This is a genomic window from Pseudomonas sp. 58(2021) (assembly GCF_017491585.1).
Lineage (GTDB): Bacteria > Pseudomonadota > Gammaproteobacteria > Pseudomonadales > Pseudomonadaceae > Aquipseudomonas > Aquipseudomonas fluorescens_BT.
Genome location: NZ_JAFGYZ010000006.1, coordinates 159,973 through 177,020, shown reverse-complemented (window position 1 = coordinate 177,020; position 17,048 = coordinate 159,973). Strand labels below are relative to the sequence as shown.

General features: G+C 60.4%; 17 protein-coding genes. 9 read left to right on the top strand and 8 right to left on the bottom strand.

What is annotated here, in order from left to right:
- The first annotated feature begins 15 nt into the window (after nucleotides 1–15).
- Both J5M72_RS09130 and J5M72_RS09125 read left to right on the top strand, forming a co-directional pair.
- Nucleotides 16–312 carry a DUF1244 domain-containing protein gene (locus J5M72_RS09130; RefSeq protein WP_207865256.1) on the top strand — a complete coding sequence of 99 codons (297 nt, stop codon included), beginning with the start codon at nucleotides 16–18 and terminating at the stop codon, nucleotides 310–312.
- Nucleotides 305–643, top strand: a complete 339-nt coding sequence (locus J5M72_RS09125; protein WP_207865254.1) for a HopJ type III effector protein — start codon at nucleotides 305–307, stop codon at nucleotides 641–643. Before J5M72_RS09130 ends, J5M72_RS09125 begins: the two co-directional genes overlap by 8 nt.
- Nucleotides 644–706: 63 nt before the next feature.
- Here J5M72_RS09125 and trxB read toward each other — a convergent pair whose 3' ends face one another.
- The gene (gene trxB / locus J5M72_RS09120) at nucleotides 707–1,669 is read right to left on the bottom strand and encodes a thioredoxin-disulfide reductase (RefSeq protein ID WP_039769336.1); all 963 of its coding nucleotides are present in this window, start codon (nucleotides 1,667–1,669) and stop codon (nucleotides 707–709) included.
- Nucleotides 1,670–1,981: 312 nt separating this feature from the next.
- Here trxB and cysZ point away from each other — a divergent pair, with 312 nt between their 5' ends.
- Both cysZ and J5M72_RS09110 read left to right on the top strand, forming a co-directional pair.
- Entirely contained in the window at nucleotides 1,982–2,734 is a 753-nt protein-coding gene (gene cysZ / locus J5M72_RS09115) for a sulfate transporter CysZ (protein WP_169428893.1), read from the top strand.
- Nucleotides 2,735–2,776: 42 nt separating this feature from the next.
- A complete protein-coding gene (locus J5M72_RS09110) occupies nucleotides 2,777–3,997 on the top strand; it encodes a glycosyltransferase family 1 protein (RefSeq protein ID WP_207865252.1) in 1,221 nt (406 codons plus the stop codon).
- Here J5M72_RS09110 and J5M72_RS09105 read toward each other — a convergent pair.
- The 3 genes from J5M72_RS09105 to J5M72_RS09095 all read right to left on the bottom strand — a co-directional run bounded on the left by J5M72_RS09105 (nucleotide 3,966) and on the right by J5M72_RS09095 (nucleotide 6,317).
- The gene (locus tag J5M72_RS09105) at nucleotides 3,966–5,069 is read right to left on the bottom strand and encodes an NADH:flavin oxidoreductase (RefSeq protein WP_207865250.1); all 1,104 of its coding nucleotides are present in this window, start codon (nucleotides 5,067–5,069) and stop codon (nucleotides 3,966–3,968) included. The two genes, J5M72_RS09110 and J5M72_RS09105, sit on opposite strands and share 32 nt — an antisense overlap.
- Before the next feature lie 157 nt (nucleotides 5,070–5,226).
- Entirely contained in the window at nucleotides 5,227–5,709 is a 483-nt protein-coding gene (locus J5M72_RS09100; protein WP_007959082.1) for a glutathione peroxidase, read from the bottom strand.
- Nucleotides 5,710–5,831: 122 nt separating this feature from the next.
- A complete protein-coding gene (locus J5M72_RS09095; RefSeq protein WP_169428890.1) occupies nucleotides 5,832–6,317 on the bottom strand; it encodes a peptidylprolyl isomerase in 486 nt (161 codons plus the stop codon).
- Here J5M72_RS09095 and J5M72_RS09090 point away from each other — a divergent pair.
- The 3 genes from J5M72_RS09090 (at nucleotide 6,286) to J5M72_RS09080 (ending at nucleotide 9,683) form a co-directional block, all read left to right on the top strand.
- The gene (locus J5M72_RS09090; protein ID WP_169428889.1) at nucleotides 6,286–6,612 is read left to right on the top strand and encodes a DUF3565 domain-containing protein; all 327 of its coding nucleotides are present in this window, start codon (nucleotides 6,286–6,288) and stop codon (nucleotides 6,610–6,612) included. The genes J5M72_RS09095 and J5M72_RS09090 overlap by 32 nt on opposite strands.
- A 61-nt stretch (nucleotides 6,613–6,673) precedes the next feature.
- Nucleotides 6,674–8,773, top strand: coding sequence for a phosphate acetyltransferase (gene pta / locus J5M72_RS09085; RefSeq protein ID WP_207865248.1), 2,100 nt, complete (start codon nucleotides 6,674–6,676; stop codon nucleotides 8,771–8,773).
- A gap of 4 nt (nucleotides 8,774–8,777) precedes the next feature.
- Nucleotides 8,778–9,683: an acyltransferase gene (locus tag J5M72_RS09080; protein WP_207865246.1), complete on the top strand. Its 906-nt coding sequence runs from the start codon at nucleotides 8,778–8,780 to the stop codon at nucleotides 9,681–9,683.
- Nucleotides 9,684–10,240: 557 nt separating this feature from the next.
- Here the strand turns inward: J5M72_RS09080 and cysN are convergent.
- From cysN to J5M72_RS09065, 3 genes are all read right to left on the bottom strand, one after another.
- Nucleotides 10,241–12,139, bottom strand: a complete 1,899-nt coding sequence (gene cysN / locus J5M72_RS09075; protein WP_207865244.1) for a sulfate adenylyltransferase subunit CysN — start codon at nucleotides 12,137–12,139, stop codon at nucleotides 10,241–10,243.
- A gap of 9 nt (nucleotides 12,140–12,148) precedes the next feature.
- A complete protein-coding gene (gene cysD, locus J5M72_RS09070) occupies nucleotides 12,149–13,066 on the bottom strand; it encodes a sulfate adenylyltransferase subunit CysD (RefSeq protein ID WP_119426713.1) in 918 nt (305 codons plus the stop codon).
- Nucleotides 13,067–13,225: 159 nt separating this feature from the next.
- Complete coding sequence (locus J5M72_RS09065) at nucleotides 13,226–13,984, bottom strand: Nif3-like dinuclear metal center hexameric protein (protein WP_207865242.1); 759 nt, start codon at nucleotides 13,982–13,984, stop codon at nucleotides 13,226–13,228.
- Nucleotides 13,985–14,087: 103 nt separating this feature from the next.
- On the opposite strand from J5M72_RS09065, the gene algW reads away from it, so the two are divergent.
- On the top strand, nucleotides 14,088–15,245 hold the full coding sequence (algW, locus tag J5M72_RS09060) for a Do family serine endopeptidase AlgW (RefSeq protein WP_169428884.1): 1,158 nt from the start codon (nucleotides 14,088–14,090) through the stop codon (nucleotides 15,243–15,245).
- A 239-nt stretch (nucleotides 15,246–15,484) separates the two neighbouring features.
- Nucleotides 15,485–15,910 carry a hypothetical protein gene (locus tag J5M72_RS09055; protein WP_169428883.1) on the top strand — a complete coding sequence of 142 codons (426 nt, stop codon included), beginning with the start codon at nucleotides 15,485–15,487 and terminating at the stop codon, nucleotides 15,908–15,910.
- Nucleotides 15,911–15,993: 83 nt separating this feature from the next.
- On the opposite strand, the gene hisC is transcribed toward J5M72_RS09055, so the two are convergent.
- Complete coding sequence (gene hisC / locus J5M72_RS09050; RefSeq protein ID WP_207865240.1) at nucleotides 15,994–17,046, bottom strand: histidinol-phosphate transaminase; 1,053 nt, start codon at nucleotides 17,044–17,046, stop codon at nucleotides 15,994–15,996.
- Nucleotides 17,047–17,048: the final 2 nt, after the last annotated feature.

The following is a 17,048-nucleotide window of genomic DNA, read 5'->3' as shown; positions in this document are numbered from 1 at the left end:
TGCACAGAGCCCATCATGACCGAGCAACAACGCCTCGAACTCGAAGCCGCCGCCTTCCGCCGGCTGGTCGCCCACCTGGACAGCCGCAAGGACGTGCAGAACATCGACCTGATGAACCTTTCCGGGTTCTGCCGCAACTGCCTGTCCAAGTGGTACAAGGCTGCCGCCGACGAGCGCCAGATCGAGGTCAGCCTCGACGAAGCTCGCGAAGTGGTTTACGGCATGCCGTACGCCGACTGGAAAGCCCAATATCAGCAAGAAGCCAGCGCCGAACAACAAGCGGCGTTCGCCAAAGGAAAACCCCATGAGTGATCTGAACACCCTGCGCGCCAGCCTCAAGAGCGGCGAACACGTTTTTGCCGACACCCTGTCCTTCATCGCCGCCGGTTACGACTACCAGCCTCAGGCGTTCAACAACGGCGGCGTGGAAAACGCGGCCGGGCAGAACGAAGGTTCGTGCAAGACCCTGGGTCTGGCGCTGTTGGAAGGCCTGAGCGATGAGGAAGCGCTGCTGGCGTTCGGCGAACACTACCGCTCGGTCGTGGCAACGCCTGAAGGCAGCGATCACGGCAATATCCGCGCCTTGATCGCCCACGGTCTGGCAGGCGTGAAATTCACCGCGCAGCCGCTGACCCGCCGCTGATTTAGAGCGAATCGCAGGCATGAAAAAACCGGCCAATTGGCCGGTTTTTTCATGCCTGCGTTCTTAGAACGAAGCGTTCTGCAGACCGTCCAGGTAACGCTCGGTGTCCAGTGCCGCCATGCAGCCGGCGCCGGCCGAGGTGATGGCCTGACGGTAAACGTGGTCGGCCACGTCACCGGCAGCGAAGATGCCTTCGACGCTGGTCGCGGTGGCGTTGCCTTCACGGCCACCCTGAACGACCAGATAGCCGTCCTTCAGCTCCAACTGACCTTCGAACAGCGAGGTGTTCGGGGTATGGCCGATGGCGATGAACACGCCGTCGACCTTGATTTCGTCGAAGCTGCCGTCGTTGTTCTTCAGACGCGCACCGGTCACGCCCATGTTGTCGCCCAGCACTTCGTCCAGGGTCGCGTTCAGTTTCAGCTCGATCTTGCCTTCGGCCACACGAGCGTTGAGCTTGTCGATCAGGATCTTCTCGGCGCGGAAGGTTTCGCGACGGTGGATCAGGGTGACCTTGCTGGCGATGTTGGCCAGGTACAGCGCTTCTTCAACAGCGGTGTTGCCGCCACCGACCACGGCCACCGGCTTGTTGCGATAGAAGAAACCGTCGCAGGTCGCGCAGGCCGAAACACCTTTGCCCATGAACGCTTCTTCCGACGGCAGGCCCAGGTAACGAGCGCTGGCGCCCGTGGCGATGATCAGGGCGTCGCAGGTGTAAGTGCCGCTGTCGCCGGTCAGGCTGTATGGCTTGGAAGCGAAGTCCACGGCGTTGATGTGATCGAAGACGATCTCGGTTTCAAAACGCTCGGCGTGCTCGCGCATGCGCTCCATCAGCACCGGACCGGTCAGACCGTGGACGTCGCCCGGCCAGTTGTCGACTTCGGTGGTGGTGGTCAGTTGACCGCCGGCCTGCATGCCGGTGATCAGCAGCGGCTTGAGGTTGGCACGGGCAGCGTAGACAGCAGCGCTGTAACCGGCAGGGCCGGAACCGAGAATGATCACTCGCGAATGACGGACTTCAGACATGAACCTGTCTCCTGTTGACCGGCCGATACATCAGGCGCGGACGCCGGACTGCCGGCGAGAATAAAAAAGGACTGTGGATAACCTTGGGGAAGGCGTGAGCTCGACAGTCCTGTAAAAAGTTGGGTGCAGCGTATCGAGGGGGGCAAGATTAAGGAAATACGGTTTAACAATCCAGCTCATAGGTGGTCTCTATGCCGACACACTGACGAGATGGACGTCTTTGTTACAGTGAATGTCGATCCCGCTGCCGCGCTTTCACAGGTTCTGCAAAGTCGGTAAGGTCGGCGCGTTTTCCCTTGCTCGGAGCACCTTATGCCCGCCCCTGTTCTGTCCGGCCCGCAATACCTGCGCGAAGGCCTCAAACTGGTCTTGAGCCCGGGCCTGCGCCTGTTCGTGCTGCTGCCGCTGGCCATCAACCTGGTGCTGTTCGTCGGATTGATCTATTTCGCCGGACACCAGTTCAGCCTGTGGGTCGACTCCCTGATGCCATCGCTCCCCGACTGGCTGAGTTTTCTCAGTTACATCCTGTGGCCGCTGTTCGTGGTGCTGGTGGCGTTGATGGTGTTCTTCACCTTCACCCTGCTGGCCAACGTCATCGCGGCGCCGTTCAACGGCTTCCTCGCGGAAAAGGTTGAAGTGGTGGTGCGCGGCACCGACGACTTCCCGGCCTTCAGCTGGGGCGAACTGATCGCCATGATCCCGCGCACCCTGGCCCGGGAAATGCGCAAGCTCGGTTACTTCCTGCCCCGGGCGATCGGCCTGTTCATCCTGTCGTTCATCCCGATGGTGAACATTATCGCCGCGCCGCTGTGGCTGCTGTTCGGCGTATGGATGATGGCGATCCAGTACATCGACTACCCGGCCGACAACCACAAACTGGGCTGGAATGAGATGCTCGCCTGGCTGCGCCAGAAGCGCTGGCAGAGCATGAGCTTCGGCGGGATCGTCTACCTGGCGCTGCTGATTCCGGTGGTCAACATCCTGATGATGCCTGCCGCCGTGGCCGGAGCGACGTTGTTCTGGGTGCGCGAACGCGGGGCCGAAAATCTTGTGACGCAACGCTGAGTCCGCGTCACAAATCCATCATCCGAACGTCACAAGCGCGACATGGCCTCAGCCGACACTGAGGCCATGACGACAGCTCTACATATCACCCTGATCAGCGAAACCTTCCCACCGGAAATCAACGGGGTGGCCAATACCCTTGGCCGCTTGTGCGACGGTTTGCGCGCACGCGGGCATCGGGTGGAACTGGTGCGGCCGCGTCAAGGTGACGATCCGCAGCGCAGTGAAGACGATGCGCTGCTGTTGTGCCGGGGCTGGCCGTTGCCCGGCTATCCGGGGTTGCAGTGGGGTCAGTCGTCGATGCACAAGTTGCTGCGACGCTGGACTCGCCAACGCCCGGACGTGCTCTACATCGCCACCGAAGGCCCCCTCGGGTTGTCTGCACTGCGAGCCGCACATCGCCTGGGTATTGCCGTGGTCAGCGGCTTCCACACCAATTTTCAGCAGTACACCAACCAGTACGGCCTCGGCTTGCTGACGCGTTTGCTGACCCACTATCTGCGCTGGTTTCACAATCGTTCGGCCCTGACCCTGGTGCCGAGCGTCAGCCAGCGCCTGGAGCTGGAGCGGCGGCATTTCGATCGTCTGGCACTGCTGTCCCGAGGGGTCGACAGCCAGTTGTTTCACCCGACCAAACGGCTGAACGCCTTGCGCGAGCAATGGGGACTGAACGAGCAGGACATTGCGGTGATTCATGTCGGACGCCTTGCCCCCGAAAAAAATCTTGCCCTGCTCAAACGTTGCTTCGACAAACTCGCCGGCGCGTACCCGCAACGTAATCTGAAACTGATCATCGTCGGTGACGGACCGCAGCGCGCAGCCCTGGAAAAGGAATTGCCCAACGCGATTTTCTGCGGCTCGCAACGCGGCGAAGCATTGGCGGCGCACTATGCGTCCGGTGATCTGTTCCTGTTTCCGAGCATGACCGAAACCTTCGGCAACGTCGTGCTGGAGGCACTGGCTTCAGGTCTTGGGGTGGTGGCCTACGATCAGGCAGCGGCGGCACAACATATCCGCCATGGCTACAACGGCGTGCTGGCGATGCCGGGGGATGAAGAAGCGTTTTGCGATGCAGCGCAGTGGCTGCTGGAAGAGGATGAAACCTTGCGCTGCGTCAGATTGAACGCCCGCCAGCATGCCAGTCGCCAAGGCTGGGCGGCGATCATCGAGCAGTTTGAAAACCATCTGCAGGGAGCTTGCCGCGACCTGCGCGACAAGCCCCCCACTGCGATCAAACCAGCGTCATCAACGCCTCACGGCTGAACGGCAGAATGTCCTGCTCGCGGCCTTCGCGCACTTTCTGCGCCCAGTCCGGATCCACCAGCAGCGCACGCCCCACTGCCACCAGATCGAACTCATCGTTGTTCAGACGCTCCAGCAGTTTTTCCAGACTGGCCGGTTGTGCCACCTTGTCGGTGTTGACCATGAACTGCAGGAACTCGCCATCGAGGCCGACGCTGCCAACGGTGATGGTCGGTTTGCCGGTCAGTTTGCGGGTCCAGCCGGCCAGGTTCAGTTCGGAACCGTCGAATTCCGGCTCCCAGAAACGGCGCGTCGAGCAGTGGAAAATATCCACACCGGCGTCGGACAATGGCTGGAGAAACTCGCCCAACGCCTCCGGGGTCTGCACCAGACGTGCGGTGTAGTCCTGCTGCTTCCACTGGGAGAAGCGGAAGATGATCGGGAAACCTTCGCCAACAGCTGCGCGTACGGCCTGAATCAGCTCGATGGCAAAACGCGAACGGTTGGCCAGTCTGCCGCCGTATTCGTCGGTGCGCTGGTTGCTGCCTTCCCAGAAGAACTGGTCGATCAGGTAACCGTGGGCGCCGTGGATTTCCACGCCGTCCATGCCGATGCTCTTGGCATCTTTGGCAGCCTGGGCGAAGGCTGCGATCACGTCCTGAATATCCTGCTTCGTCATACCGTGCACCACGACCTGACCGTCCTTGAGTTTCTCGGTCGGGCCATAACCCGGCACGCTGGCATCCGGCTCGGTGCCGATGCGGCGAACGCTGCCGACGTGCCACAGTTGCGGGACGATCTTGCCGCCCTCGGCATGCACCGCATCGACGACTTTCTTCCAGCCGGCCAGTGCCGCTTCACCGAAAAACTGCGGCACATTCGGGTAACCATTGGAGGCTTGATGGCCAACGGTGGTGCCCTCGGTGATGATCAGGCCGACGCCCGCTGCCGCCCGACGACGGTAGTACTCGATCACTTTGGAATTGGGTACGCCGCCCGGAGAGAACGAACGGGTCATCGGCGCCATGACCACGCGGGTCGGCAGTTCGAGGGCACCGAGCTGGAACGGTTTGAACAGGGCTTGCACGGGCATGGGAGGCTCCACGAAAAATTGATCGACGGGCATGCGATTCATATGACGGCGATAATATGCGGAGTTTCAACCCATCGATAGCACTATTGATCTGAATGATTAAGGGTCAAAAGGCAGGCGAAAAAAATCGCAGCTCGAGGGCTGCGATTTTTGTGTTTCAGCTCAGGGCTTTTTCGATCGCCGTGATCACCGAAGGATCATCCGGCGCCGTGCGCGGCGAGAAGCGCGCCAGCACGCGACCGTCCTTGCCGAGCAGGAATTTCTCGAAATTCCAGGTGATGTCACCGGGAAATTCGGCCCCCTCGCCCGCCAGCAGCCGGTACAGCTGATGGCGATCGTGACCGTTGACTTCGAGCTTTTTCGACAACGGAAAACTCACGCCATAGTTGAGGCTGCAGAATTCCTGAATCTCCTGCTCGCTGCCCGGTTCCTGACCGGCAAACTGGTTGCACGGCAGGCCCAGCACACTGAAACCTTTGCCCTTGTATTGCTGATAGAGGTTTTCCAGCGCCGCGTACTGTGGGGTCAAGCCGCATTTGGAGGCGACGTTGACCACCAGCACGACTTGGCCCTTGAAGGGTGCCAGCGGTAGCTCCTGACCATCCAGGGCTGTCAACTTAAGGTCGTGAAAAGCACTCATGACGAACTCCAGATTCCCGTGTTCTACTCGAAACAGCCACTTGGCGAGACCACCAAGGACAGCCGCGGACTAAAAAGGCGCCCTCGGGCGCCTCTCCAGTTCTCTGAGCTTAGCGCAGAAAATCAGTGGTGATGGCCACCTTCGCCATGGACGTGACCATGAGCGACTTCTTCCTGGCTGGCGTCACGGATGGCAACGACCTTCACTTTGAAGTTCAGGCGCTGACCGGCCAGCGGGTGGTTGCCGTCGACGGTGACGTCGTCGCCGTCCAGATCACGAATGGTGACGATCTGCATCTGACCGTCCGGCGCCGACGCGTGGAACTGCATGCCGACTTCCAGTTCGTCGACACCTTCGAACATGCTGCGGCTCAGGGTGCTGACCAGTTCGGCCGAGTACTCGCCGTAGGCATCTTCCGGCTCGACGGAAACTTCCAGATCGTTGCCGACTTCCTTGCCTTCCAGGGCTTTTTCAAGGCCCGGGATGATGTTGCCTGCGCCATGCAGGTAAACCAGCGGAGCGCCGCCGGCGGAGCTGTCGATGACCTCACCAGCGTCGTTGGTCAGGGTATAGTCGATGGAGACAGCCTTATTGGCGGCGATCAGCATGGGGCGAGACCTTTTGCATAAGAATATAGAAAGGCCAAGTTTAGCGAAGCAATCGCTCGAAAGCGACCACAACCCTGACAAACGGGACTCGACGATTACAGGCTTCCATCAGGACGAGGACGGTCACTGGGTGGCCGAGCTCTCCTGCGGCCACACCCAGCATCTGCGCCACCAGCCACCCTGGCAGTCGCGGGCATGGGTGCTGGACGCAACGCAACGTATTGAAAAAATAGGCCAACCCTTTGCTTGCGGTTGGTGCGCTCAAGGCTCGGTTAGCGCTAACCTTGACGCCTGAAAAACCGGTGGAAGGCCAGCCATAGGCCCACGCCCTTGCCATGCACCCTTAGAGAATCCGCATGCAAACTTTTTTTATCGCACCCACCGATTTTGGTGTGGGTCTGACCTCCATCAGCCTCGGGCTGGTGCGTACGCTGGAACGGGCCGGGCTGAAAGTCGGCTTCTTCAAACCGATTGCCCAGCCCCATCCAGGCGACACCGGCCCTGAGCGCTCCACCGAACTGGTGGCCCGCACCCATGGCCTGAAACCGCCGCAGCCACTGGGCCTGGCCCATGTCGAGCGGATGCTTGGCGACGGACAACTCGACGAGTTGCTCGAAGAAATCATCGCTCTCTACCAACAGGCTGCCGTCGGCAAGGACGTACTGGTCGTCGAAGGTATGGTGCCGACCCGCAGCGCCAGCTATGCCGCGCGGGTCAACCTGCACCTGGCCAAGAGCCTGGACGCCGAAGTGATTCTGGTCTCGGCGCCGGAAAACGAAGTGCTCACCGAACTGTCCGGCCGCGTCGAGTTGCAGGCGCAGCTGTTCGGCGGGCCGAAAGACCCGAAAGTCCTCGGCGTGATCCTCAACAAGGTCAAGACCGACGAAAGCATGGACGCCTTCGCCGCGCGTCTGAAAGAACATTCGCCGTTGCTGCGCAGCGGTGATTTCCGTCTGCTCGGCTGCATTCCGTTCCAGCCGGAACTCAATGCCCCGCGCACCCGCGACGTCGCCGACCTGATGGGCGCCCAGGTGCTCAACGCCGGCGACTACGAAACCCGGCGCATGACCAGGACCATCATTTGCGCACGCACGATGCGCAACACCGTGGACCTGCTCAAGCCCGGCGTGCTGGTGGTGACCCCCGGTGATCGCGACGACATCATCCTCGCCGTCAGCCTCGCGGCCATCAACGGCGTACCGCTGGCCGGCCTGCTGCTGACCAGCGACACCCTGCCGGATCCGCGCATCATGGACCTGTGCCGTGGCGCATTGCAGGCCGGTTTGCCGGTGCTGTCGGTGAGCACCGGCTCCTACGACACCGCCAACCTGCTCAACGGCCTGAACAAGGAAATTCCCGTCGATGACCGCGAGCGGGCGGAAATCATCACCGATTTCGTCGCCAGTCATCTGGATGCCAACTGGCTGCATCAGCGCTGCGGTACGCCGCGGGAAATGCGCCTGTCGCCAGCCGTGTTCCGCTATCAATTGATTCAACGCGCGCAGGCCGCCAACAAACGCATCGTCCTGCCCGAAGGCAGTGAACCGTTCACCGTGCAGGCGGCGGCGATCTGTCAGGAACGCGGCATTGCCCGTTGCGTGCTGCTGGCCAAACCGGCGGACGTAGAGGCCGTGGCCCGGGCCCAGGGCATTGTGCTGCCGCCGGGGCTGGAGATTCTCGATCCGGATCTGATCCGCGAGCGCTACGTCGAACCGATGGTCGCCCTGCGCAAGAGCAAAAGCCTCAACGCGCCGATGGCCGAGCAGCAACTGGAAGACACCGTAGTGATCGGCACCATGATGCTGGCACTCGATGAAGTCGACGGGCTGGTTTCCGGCGTCATCAACACCACTGCCAATACCATTCGCCCGGCCCTGCAACTGATCAAGACCGCACCGGGCTGCACGCTGGTGTCGTCGGTGTTCTTCATGCTCTTCCCGGAGGAAGTGCTGGTCTACGGCGACTGCGTGATGAACCCGCACCCGAGCGCCAGCGAACTGGCCGAGATCGCCCTGCAAAGCGCCGACTCGGCCGCCGCATTCGGCATCACCCCGCGTGTGGCAATGATCAGCTATTCCAGCGGCGAATCGGCCACCGGCGAGGAAGTCGAGAAAGTCCGCGAAGCCACCCTGCTCGCCCACGAACAACAGCACTCGCTGCTGATCGACGGGCCGTTGCAGTACGACGCCGCCGCCAACGAAACCGTGGCTCGGCAACTGGCACCGAACAGCCAGGTGGCCGGTCGCGCCACGGTGTTCGTATTCCCCGACCTGAACACCGGCAACACCACCCACAAAGCCGTGCAACGCAGCGCCGATTGCGTCAGCCTCGGCCCGATGCTGCAAGGCCTGCGCAAACCGGTGAACGATCTGCCGCGCGGCGCGCAGGTCGACGACATCGTCTACACCATTGCCCTGACCGCGATTCAGGCTGCCAACCGACCTCTGGATATCTGACCCGATGCTGGCTTTTCTCCCTGCCCCCCTGCGCGGCGTGATCGCCGCGCTGCTGTTGGCGCTGAACACGATCCTGCTGTGCTCGTTCCTGTTCCTCGTGGCACTGATCAAAGTGCTGCCGTTCGACCTCGCGCGCCGCGCTTCGCGCTGGCTGATGAGCCACACCCACGAAGCCTGGATCAGCAACAACAAAGGCTGGATGAACCTGGTGCGCCGCACCCGCTGGCACCTCAGCGGCCTGCAAGGCCTGGACTACCAGCACTCGTACCTGATCACCAGTAACCATCAAAGCTGGGTCGACATTCTGGTGTTGCAATACGTGCTCAACCGGCGCATCCAGCCGCTGAAGTTCTTTCTCAAGCAGGAACTGATCTGGGTGCCGGTGATCGGTCTGGCGTGGTGGACGCTGGGCTTTCCGTTCATGAAACGCTATTCAAAAGCCTATCTGGAAAAACACCCGGAAAAGAAAGGCAAAGACCTGGAAACCACCCGCAAGACCTGTGCGAAATTCCGCGACAACCCGGTAGGCATCTTCAACTTTGTCGAAGGCACACGCTTCACCGAAGGCAAGCACGCGCAGCAGCAATCACCGTTCAAATACCTGCTCAAACCCAAGGCAGGCGGTATTGCGTTCGTGCTCGATGCCATGGGTGAACAACTGGAGTCGATCGTCAACGTGACCATCCACTATCCGGGTGGACGTCCAGGTTTCTGGGATCTTCTGTGCGGCAACGTGCGGGACGTGGTTGTGCATTTTGAAGAATTGAATATCCCGCCACAGTTCATCGGCAAGAACTACGACCAGGACGGCGAATACCGCCTGCAATTCCAGGGCTGGATCAATCAGCTGTGGCAGGACAAGGATGCGTTGCTTGCACAGATGCACCGCGAATATCCCAACCGACGCTGATCCCCCTGTGGGAACACCTGAAAGAAATTGATCGCCTGTCAGGCCGCCATCGCCAGCAGGCTGGCTCCCACAGGAAAACAGTTCGCTTTTAGCTTTTAGCTTCCCACCACTCACCACAATGAGCGTTAGCTCGAGTACCGCTTTTGACGTGCCGGCCCCTTCGGCCGGCTGAGTGGAGGGATTCATCCGGGGGAGGGAGCGCAGCGACCGTGCGGCGCAGCCGCGTGCATCGAGAGGAGGTGCAGCGAAGCAAACCGTAGGCGATGCCCCCGGATGAATCCCGGAACGAAGGAACACCGAGCCAAAGCGAGGTGCCGAACGCAGGGGCCAAGCCTTTTGCTTACTTTTCGGCGTTTGGAAAAGTGAGCCGCTGTAAGAGCGGAACCGCCAGCGGCAACACCCGCAGAAACGGATATTCACCCAAAACTCCAAGAGCCTGATCGGTCCAAAGGCCGTCATCGCTAGCAGGCTAGCTCCCACAATCGACCGAATTGGCCCGAAATAAAAAGCCCGCCGATAATCACTCACCGGCGGGCTTTTTCATTCTCAGCGAACGCTTAAATCGCGCCACGCTTGCGCAGCAGATCCAGCACTTGCTTGACGCTTTCATCCAGCGACAACGATTGGGTATCAATCACCAGGTCAGCATCCAGCGGCACGTCATACGGGAAGGATTCGCCCGGGATGTTGTCGCCACCGGCAGCATACAGCCCCTGCGGATCACGTTCGGCACACACGGCCGGCGAAGCCTGGACGTAGACCGTCAGCAGACGCTCCTTGCCGATCAGATCCCTGGCCTTCTCGCGACCTTCCGCACTCGGCGCCACGAATGCTGCCAGCGTCAGCAGACCGGCTTCGTTGAACTGACGGGCAACGTGCGCCGCACGGCTCCAGTTCTCGGTGCGACCTGCGCGATCCTGTGGCAAGCCTTTGTTCAGGTCATGACGCAGATTTTGACCATCCAGCACGAACACCGCACGGCCCATGTCGAACAGTTTGCGCTCGACCGCATAGGCCAGCGTGCTCTTGCCCGCGCCCGACAGACCGCTGAACAGCACGGTGGCCGGCTGCTGGCCGAAACGCTGGGCGCGTTCTTCGGTGGCTACATGGGCCAGTTTGCCGTGGTGCGTGGCAGCGCCATGGGTCACCGGCTGGGCGACGATCATGCCGGCGCCGACGGTGCCGTTGGTCAAACGGTCGATGACGATGAACGCGCCAGTGGTGCGGTTGCTGTCGTAACCGTCGAGGGCGATCGGTGCGTCGAGCGCGATCTTGACCTTGCCGATTTCGTTGAGCTGCAACGCACTCGCCGGGCCTTCTTCGAGGGTGTTGACGTCGACCTTGTTGACGATGCTGGCGATGGAGCCCGGCACGTAACTGGTGGCACGTTTGATGTCGTACTTCTTGCCCGGCAGCATCGGCTCTTCAGCCATCCACACCAGCATCGCTTCGAAGCTGTCAGTGACCGGTGGCACGTTGTCGGCATGCACCAGCAGGTCGCCACGGGAGATGTCGATTTCGTCTTCCATGGTCAGTGTCACGGCCTGACCCGGGCCTGCATGCTCCAGCTCACCTTCGAAGGTAACGATGGATTTCACGCGGCTGCTCTTGCCCGACGGCAAGACCACGACTTCGTCACCCTTGTGCACGATGCCGCTGGCCAGGGTGCCGGCGAAACCACGGAAGTTCAGGTTCGGGCGGTTGACGTACTGCACCGGGAAACGCAGATCGGTGAAGTTGCGGTCGCCCGCCACTTCCACGGTCTCGAGGATTTCCATCAGCGACTGGCCGGTGTACCACGGCGAGCGCTCGGACTTGTTCACCACGTTGTCGCCCTTGAGAGCGGACATCGGCACGAAGTGCATGCTGGTCGGCTTCATCTTCAAGCCTTCGGCGAACTTCAGGTAGTCGGCCTTGATCGACTCGAAAACGCCCTGGTCGAAGCCTTTGAGGTCCATCTTGTTGATGGCGACAACGATGTGCTTGATGCCCAGCAACGAGGCGATGAAGCTGTGGCGACGGGTCTGGGTCTGCACGCCGTAGCGGGCGTCGACCAGAATGATCGCCAGGTCACAGGTGGACGCACCGGTGGCCATGTTGCGGGTGTACTGCTCATGGCCTGGGGTGTCGGCGATGATGAATTTGCGCTTGGCGGTGGAGAAATAGCGGTAGGCGACATCAATGGTGATGCCCTGCTCACGCTCGGCCTGCAGGCCGTCGACCAGCAACGCCAGGTCGATGTCGTCGCCGGTGGTGCCGACTTTCTTCGAGTCACGGGTAATCGCTTCGAGGTGATCTTCGTAGATCATCTTCGAGTCGTGCAGCAGGCGCCCGATCAGGGTGCTCTTGCCGTCGTCGACGTTACCGCAGGTCAAAAAGCGCAGCAGCTCTTTACGTTCGTGCTGGCCCAAGTAGGCGAGGATGTCCTCGCTGATCAAATCAGATGCGTGCGACATGACAGCCCCTTAGAAATAGCCTTGACGTTTCTTGTCTTCCATCGAGCCTGCGCCATCGTGGTCGATGACACGGCCCTGGCGCTCGGAAGTTCGCGTCAGGAGCATTTCCTGAATGATGTCCGTCAGGCTTTCGGCCTCGGACTCCACCGCGCCCGTCAACGGGTAGCAGCCAAGGGTACGGAAACGCACTTTCTTTTTGACGATGCGCGCCTTGTCCTCGTCGGACAGGTGCTCGAGGATGCGCTCGTCGTCGATCATGATCAGCGTGCCGTTCTTCTCGATCACTTCGCGTTCGGCGGCGAAGTACAGCGGAACGATCGGGATGCCTTCGAGGTAGATGTACTGCCAGATGTCCAGCTCGGTCCAGTTCGACAGCGGGAACACGCGGATGGATTCGCCCTTGTTGACCTTGCCGTTGTAGACGTTCCACAGCTCCGGACGCTGGTTCTTCGGATCCCAGCGGTGCTTGCTGTCGCGGAACGAGTAGACGCGCTCCTTGGCGCGGGACTTCTCTTCATCGCGACGGGCACCGCCGAACGCGGCGTCGAAACCATACTTGTCGAGTGCCTGCTTCAGGCCCTCGGTCTTCATGATGTCGGTGTGTTTGGCGCTGCCGTGGGTGAACGGGTTGATGCCCTGCGCAACGCCATCCGGGTTGACGTGGGTGATCAGGTCCAGGCCCAGCTCTTCGACCATCTTGTCGCGGAACTTGTACATCTCCTGGAATTTCCAGCGGGTGTCGACGTGCATCACCGGAAACGGCAGTTTGCCCGGGAAGAACGCCTTGCGTGCCAGATGCAGCATCACGGCGGAGTCTTTACCGATGGAGTACAGCATCACCGGGTTGTCAAACTCGGCGGCCACCTCGCGGATGATGTGGATGCTTTCCGCCTCCAGCTGTTTCAGATGCGTCAGTTTGTCGACCATGGCTACTCACGAAAGCTTTCTTATGAACGGCCAGCGGGCCGTGTTCGAGCGGGGAATCCTAGCACAGCGTCCCTCTTCTAATCAGGGCGCGAACTAGAACGAAAGAGCATATGAATATGCTCGTGCGTTTGGCCGCTCCCCCAAGGAACCCGGGCCGACTCAGATCGGGTTGGGGCAGTCGATGAAGATATGTTCGAGCGCGAATCGCTTCGCCAGATAATCGCCCAGCGCCTGCACGCCGTAACGCTCCGTGGCATGGTGGCCGGCGGCAATGAAGCTGATGCCGTTTTCCCGGGCGCTGTGGAAAGTCTGCTCGGAAGCTTCACCACTGATAAACAGATCGACGCCGGCCGCGATGGCATTGTCGATGTAGCCCTGCCCGCCGCCGGTGCACCAGCCGACCCGACGTATCATCGCGCTGCCTTCGACCAGAAGGGGTTCACGGCCCATGCGCTCCTGTACCCGGCGGGCGAAATCCCGGGCGGTCATCGGCTCGTCCAGCGAACCGACCAGGCCGACGATCTTCAGATTGTCCGGATCCAGCGGCCCCTCGACGGTGATGTCGAGCTGGCGGGCAAGTTGCACGTTGTTGCCGACGTCCGGGTGCAGATCCAGCGGCAGGTGATAGGCCAGCAGACTGATGTCGTGTTTGAGCAGGGTCTTCAGGCGCCGCTGCTTCATGCCGGTGATGCACGGGTTCTCGCCCTTCCAGAAATAGCCGTGATGCACCAGCACCAGATCCGCCTCGGCTTCGACGGCGGCATCGAGCAATGCCTGGCTGGCGGTGACGCCGCTGACGATGCGCATCACCTGCGGACGGCCCTCGACCTGCAGGCCGTTGGGGCAATAATCGGCAATTTTTGCACTGCCGAGGTAGCGGTCGGCTTCTTCGACCAGGGTACTGAGGGCAACGGCCATGAAAGACTCCTGAAAATCCCGTTCAGAGGCGCGCACGGCCTCGTATAATGCGCGACATTATGGGCGGTCTGACCCCGCCTGCAACTTTTCCAGGACGTGCTTAATGCTCAAGGCGCTGCGTTTTTTCGGCTGGCCGCTGTTGGCCGGTGTGCTTATCGCTCTGTTGATAATTCAGCGTTACCCGCAGTGGGTCGGGCTTCCGAGCCTCGACGTCAACCTGCAACAGGCCCCGCAGACCACCAGCACACAGCAGGGGCCAGTGTCCTATGCCGACGCGGTGGTCATCGCCGCGCCATCGGTGGTCAATCTCTACACCACCAAAGTCATCAACAAACCGAGCCATCCGCTGTTCGAGGACCCGCAGTTCCGCCGCTTCTTCGGGGACAACTCGCCGAAGCAGAAACGCATGGAGTCGAGCCTCGGTTCCGGCGTGATCATGAGCCCCGAAGGCTACATCCTGACCAACAACCACGTCACCACCGGTGCCGACCAGATCGTTGTGGCACTCAAGGATGGCCGTGAAACCCTGGCCCGCGTGATCGGCAGCGACCCGGAAACCGACCTGGCGGTGCTGAAGATCGACCTGAAAAACCTACCGGCGATCACCGTCGGGCGCTCTGACAACATCCGCATCGGCGATGTCGCACTGGCCATCGGCAACCCGTTCGGCGTCGGCCAGACCGTGACCATGGGCATCATCAGCGCTACCGGCCGCAACCAGCTGGGCCTGAACAACTATGAAGACTTCATCCAGACCGACGCGGCGATCAACCCGGGCAACTCCGGCGGCGCGCTGGTCGACGCCAACGGCAATCTCACCGGCATCAACACCGCGATCTTCTCCAAGTCCGGCGGCTCGCAAGGCATCGGCTTCGCGATCCCGGTGAAGCTGGCGATGGAAGTGATGAAGTCGATCATCGAGCACGGTCAGGTCATTCGCGGCTGGCTGGGCATCGAAGTACAACCGCTGACTCAGGAGTTGGCGGAGTCGTTTGGTCTGTCCGGGCGTCCGGGGATCGTGGTGGCGGGGATTTTCCGCGACGGCCCGGCACAGAAGGCCGGCCTGCAACTGGGTGACGTGATCCTCAGCATCGACGGCGAACCGGCCGGTGATGGCCGCAAATCCATGAACCAGGTGGCGCGGATCAAGCCGACTGACAAGGTCACGATTCAGGTGATGCGCAACGGCAAGGAGTTGAAGCTGACCGCCGAGATCGGTCTGCGTCCGCCGCCGGCGCCGGTTCAGGAAAAAGAAGAGTAAGCGTCGCCACAACTGACTGTAAGAGCGGAGGCGGTCGCCCCGCTCCCTCCCCCAGACATGCAACATGTCTGAATGCCCATTTACTTGTGTTCGCGATAACTCTCCAAACCAATGAATCTACCTCACCTGTCAGATATGACAGGTGAGTTCAGTCTGTCTGTAGATTAATGTTGATCTCCCTCAGCCACGACATCAGAAACCGAGTTGTCGATCAAACCTGGTTTCTGCAAGGAAAAACCATGACGACTCAGAAAATTTATAACTTCGAGCCTCAACCAGACTTCGATGATGGTGATGTAACAATCAAATGGAGAGGGGTCACTCTCACATCAACAATCGTATTTTTTACATCAGGCTTGATTACTGCAAGTTACTTGAAGCCGGTTAGCACCTCGAAGTCTAAGGGCGGAACACAGCACGACACCTTTGTTGTATCGCTGCTAGAAGGCCCATATCACAACTTTCAACAGTCCTACGAACGAGGCGTTACTGAACACCATTTTCAGTGGGCATTAAACTATGACAGTGTCATGCACTATCCAGACACAGGCACAGTTACTGGGAAATTCACAACAGGGTACGCAGGCATTGAGGCGACAATCCACATGATTTTCGCCGACAGGTCGGTGGCCGAAATAACATTCAAGGCCAGAAAAAGAACTTAGTTACTCCAATCCGGCACAGGGTTGATGAGCAACATCGAACAACAGTTCCCGGTGATAAACCGGGAACTGTGCTCATTCAACAATCACAAATCGCCGAGTCCCTCAATCAACGCCTGATTCTGCTCCGGCGTACCGATCGAGATCCGCAGGAACTGGGCAATCCGTTCCTGCTTGAAGTGGCGCACGATCACGCCCTGCTCACGCAGTTTCGCCGCCAGCCCTGCCGCATCATGCTGCGGATGACGGGCGAAGATGAAGTTCGCGGCTGACGGCAGCACTTCAAAGCCCTTGGCCTGCAATTGCGCAACCACCCAATCGCGACTCTCGATGACCAATGCGCAGGTCTTGTCGAAGTATTCGCGATCTTCGAACGCCGCCGCCGCACCGACATTCGCCATGCGATCGATCGGGTAGGAGTTGAAACTGTTCTTGATCCGCTCCAGTGCCTCGATCAGATCCGGATGGCCGACCGCCAGCCCCACCCGCAGGCCCGCCAGCGAACGGGATTTGGACAGGGTCTGGGTGACCAGCAGGTTTGGATAACGGCCCACCAGGCTGATCGCGGTTTCGCCGCCGAAGTCGATGTAGGCCTCGTCGACCACCACTACCGAATCCGGGCTGGCCTTGAGAATCTGCTCGACCGCTTCCAGCGCCAACAGGCAACCGGTCGGTGCGTTCGGGTTGGGGAAGATGATCCCGCCGTTCGGCTTGGCGTAGTCCGCCGGATTGATCCGGAACTGCGCGTCCAGCGGCACCGCGTCGAATTTGATGCCGTAGAGACCGCAGTAAACCGGATAGAAGCTGTAGCTGATGTCCGGGAACAGCACCGGCCGATCGTGTTGCAGCAGGCCGTGGAAGATGTGCGCCAGCACTTCGTCCGAACCGTTGCCGAGGAACACCTGATTGCTCTGCACACCGTAGTAGTTGGCGACGGCGTTTTTCAGCAGGTCGCTGTTCGGATCCGGGTACAGACGCAGGTTGTCGTTGAGTTCGGCCTGCATCGCCGCCAGGGCTTTTGGCGACGGGCCGTACGGGTTTTCATTGGTGTTGAGTTTGACCAGACGGGTCAGCTTCGGCTGCTCGCCCGGTACATAAGGCACCAGATCCTTGACGAACGGGCTCCAGAATTTACTCATGT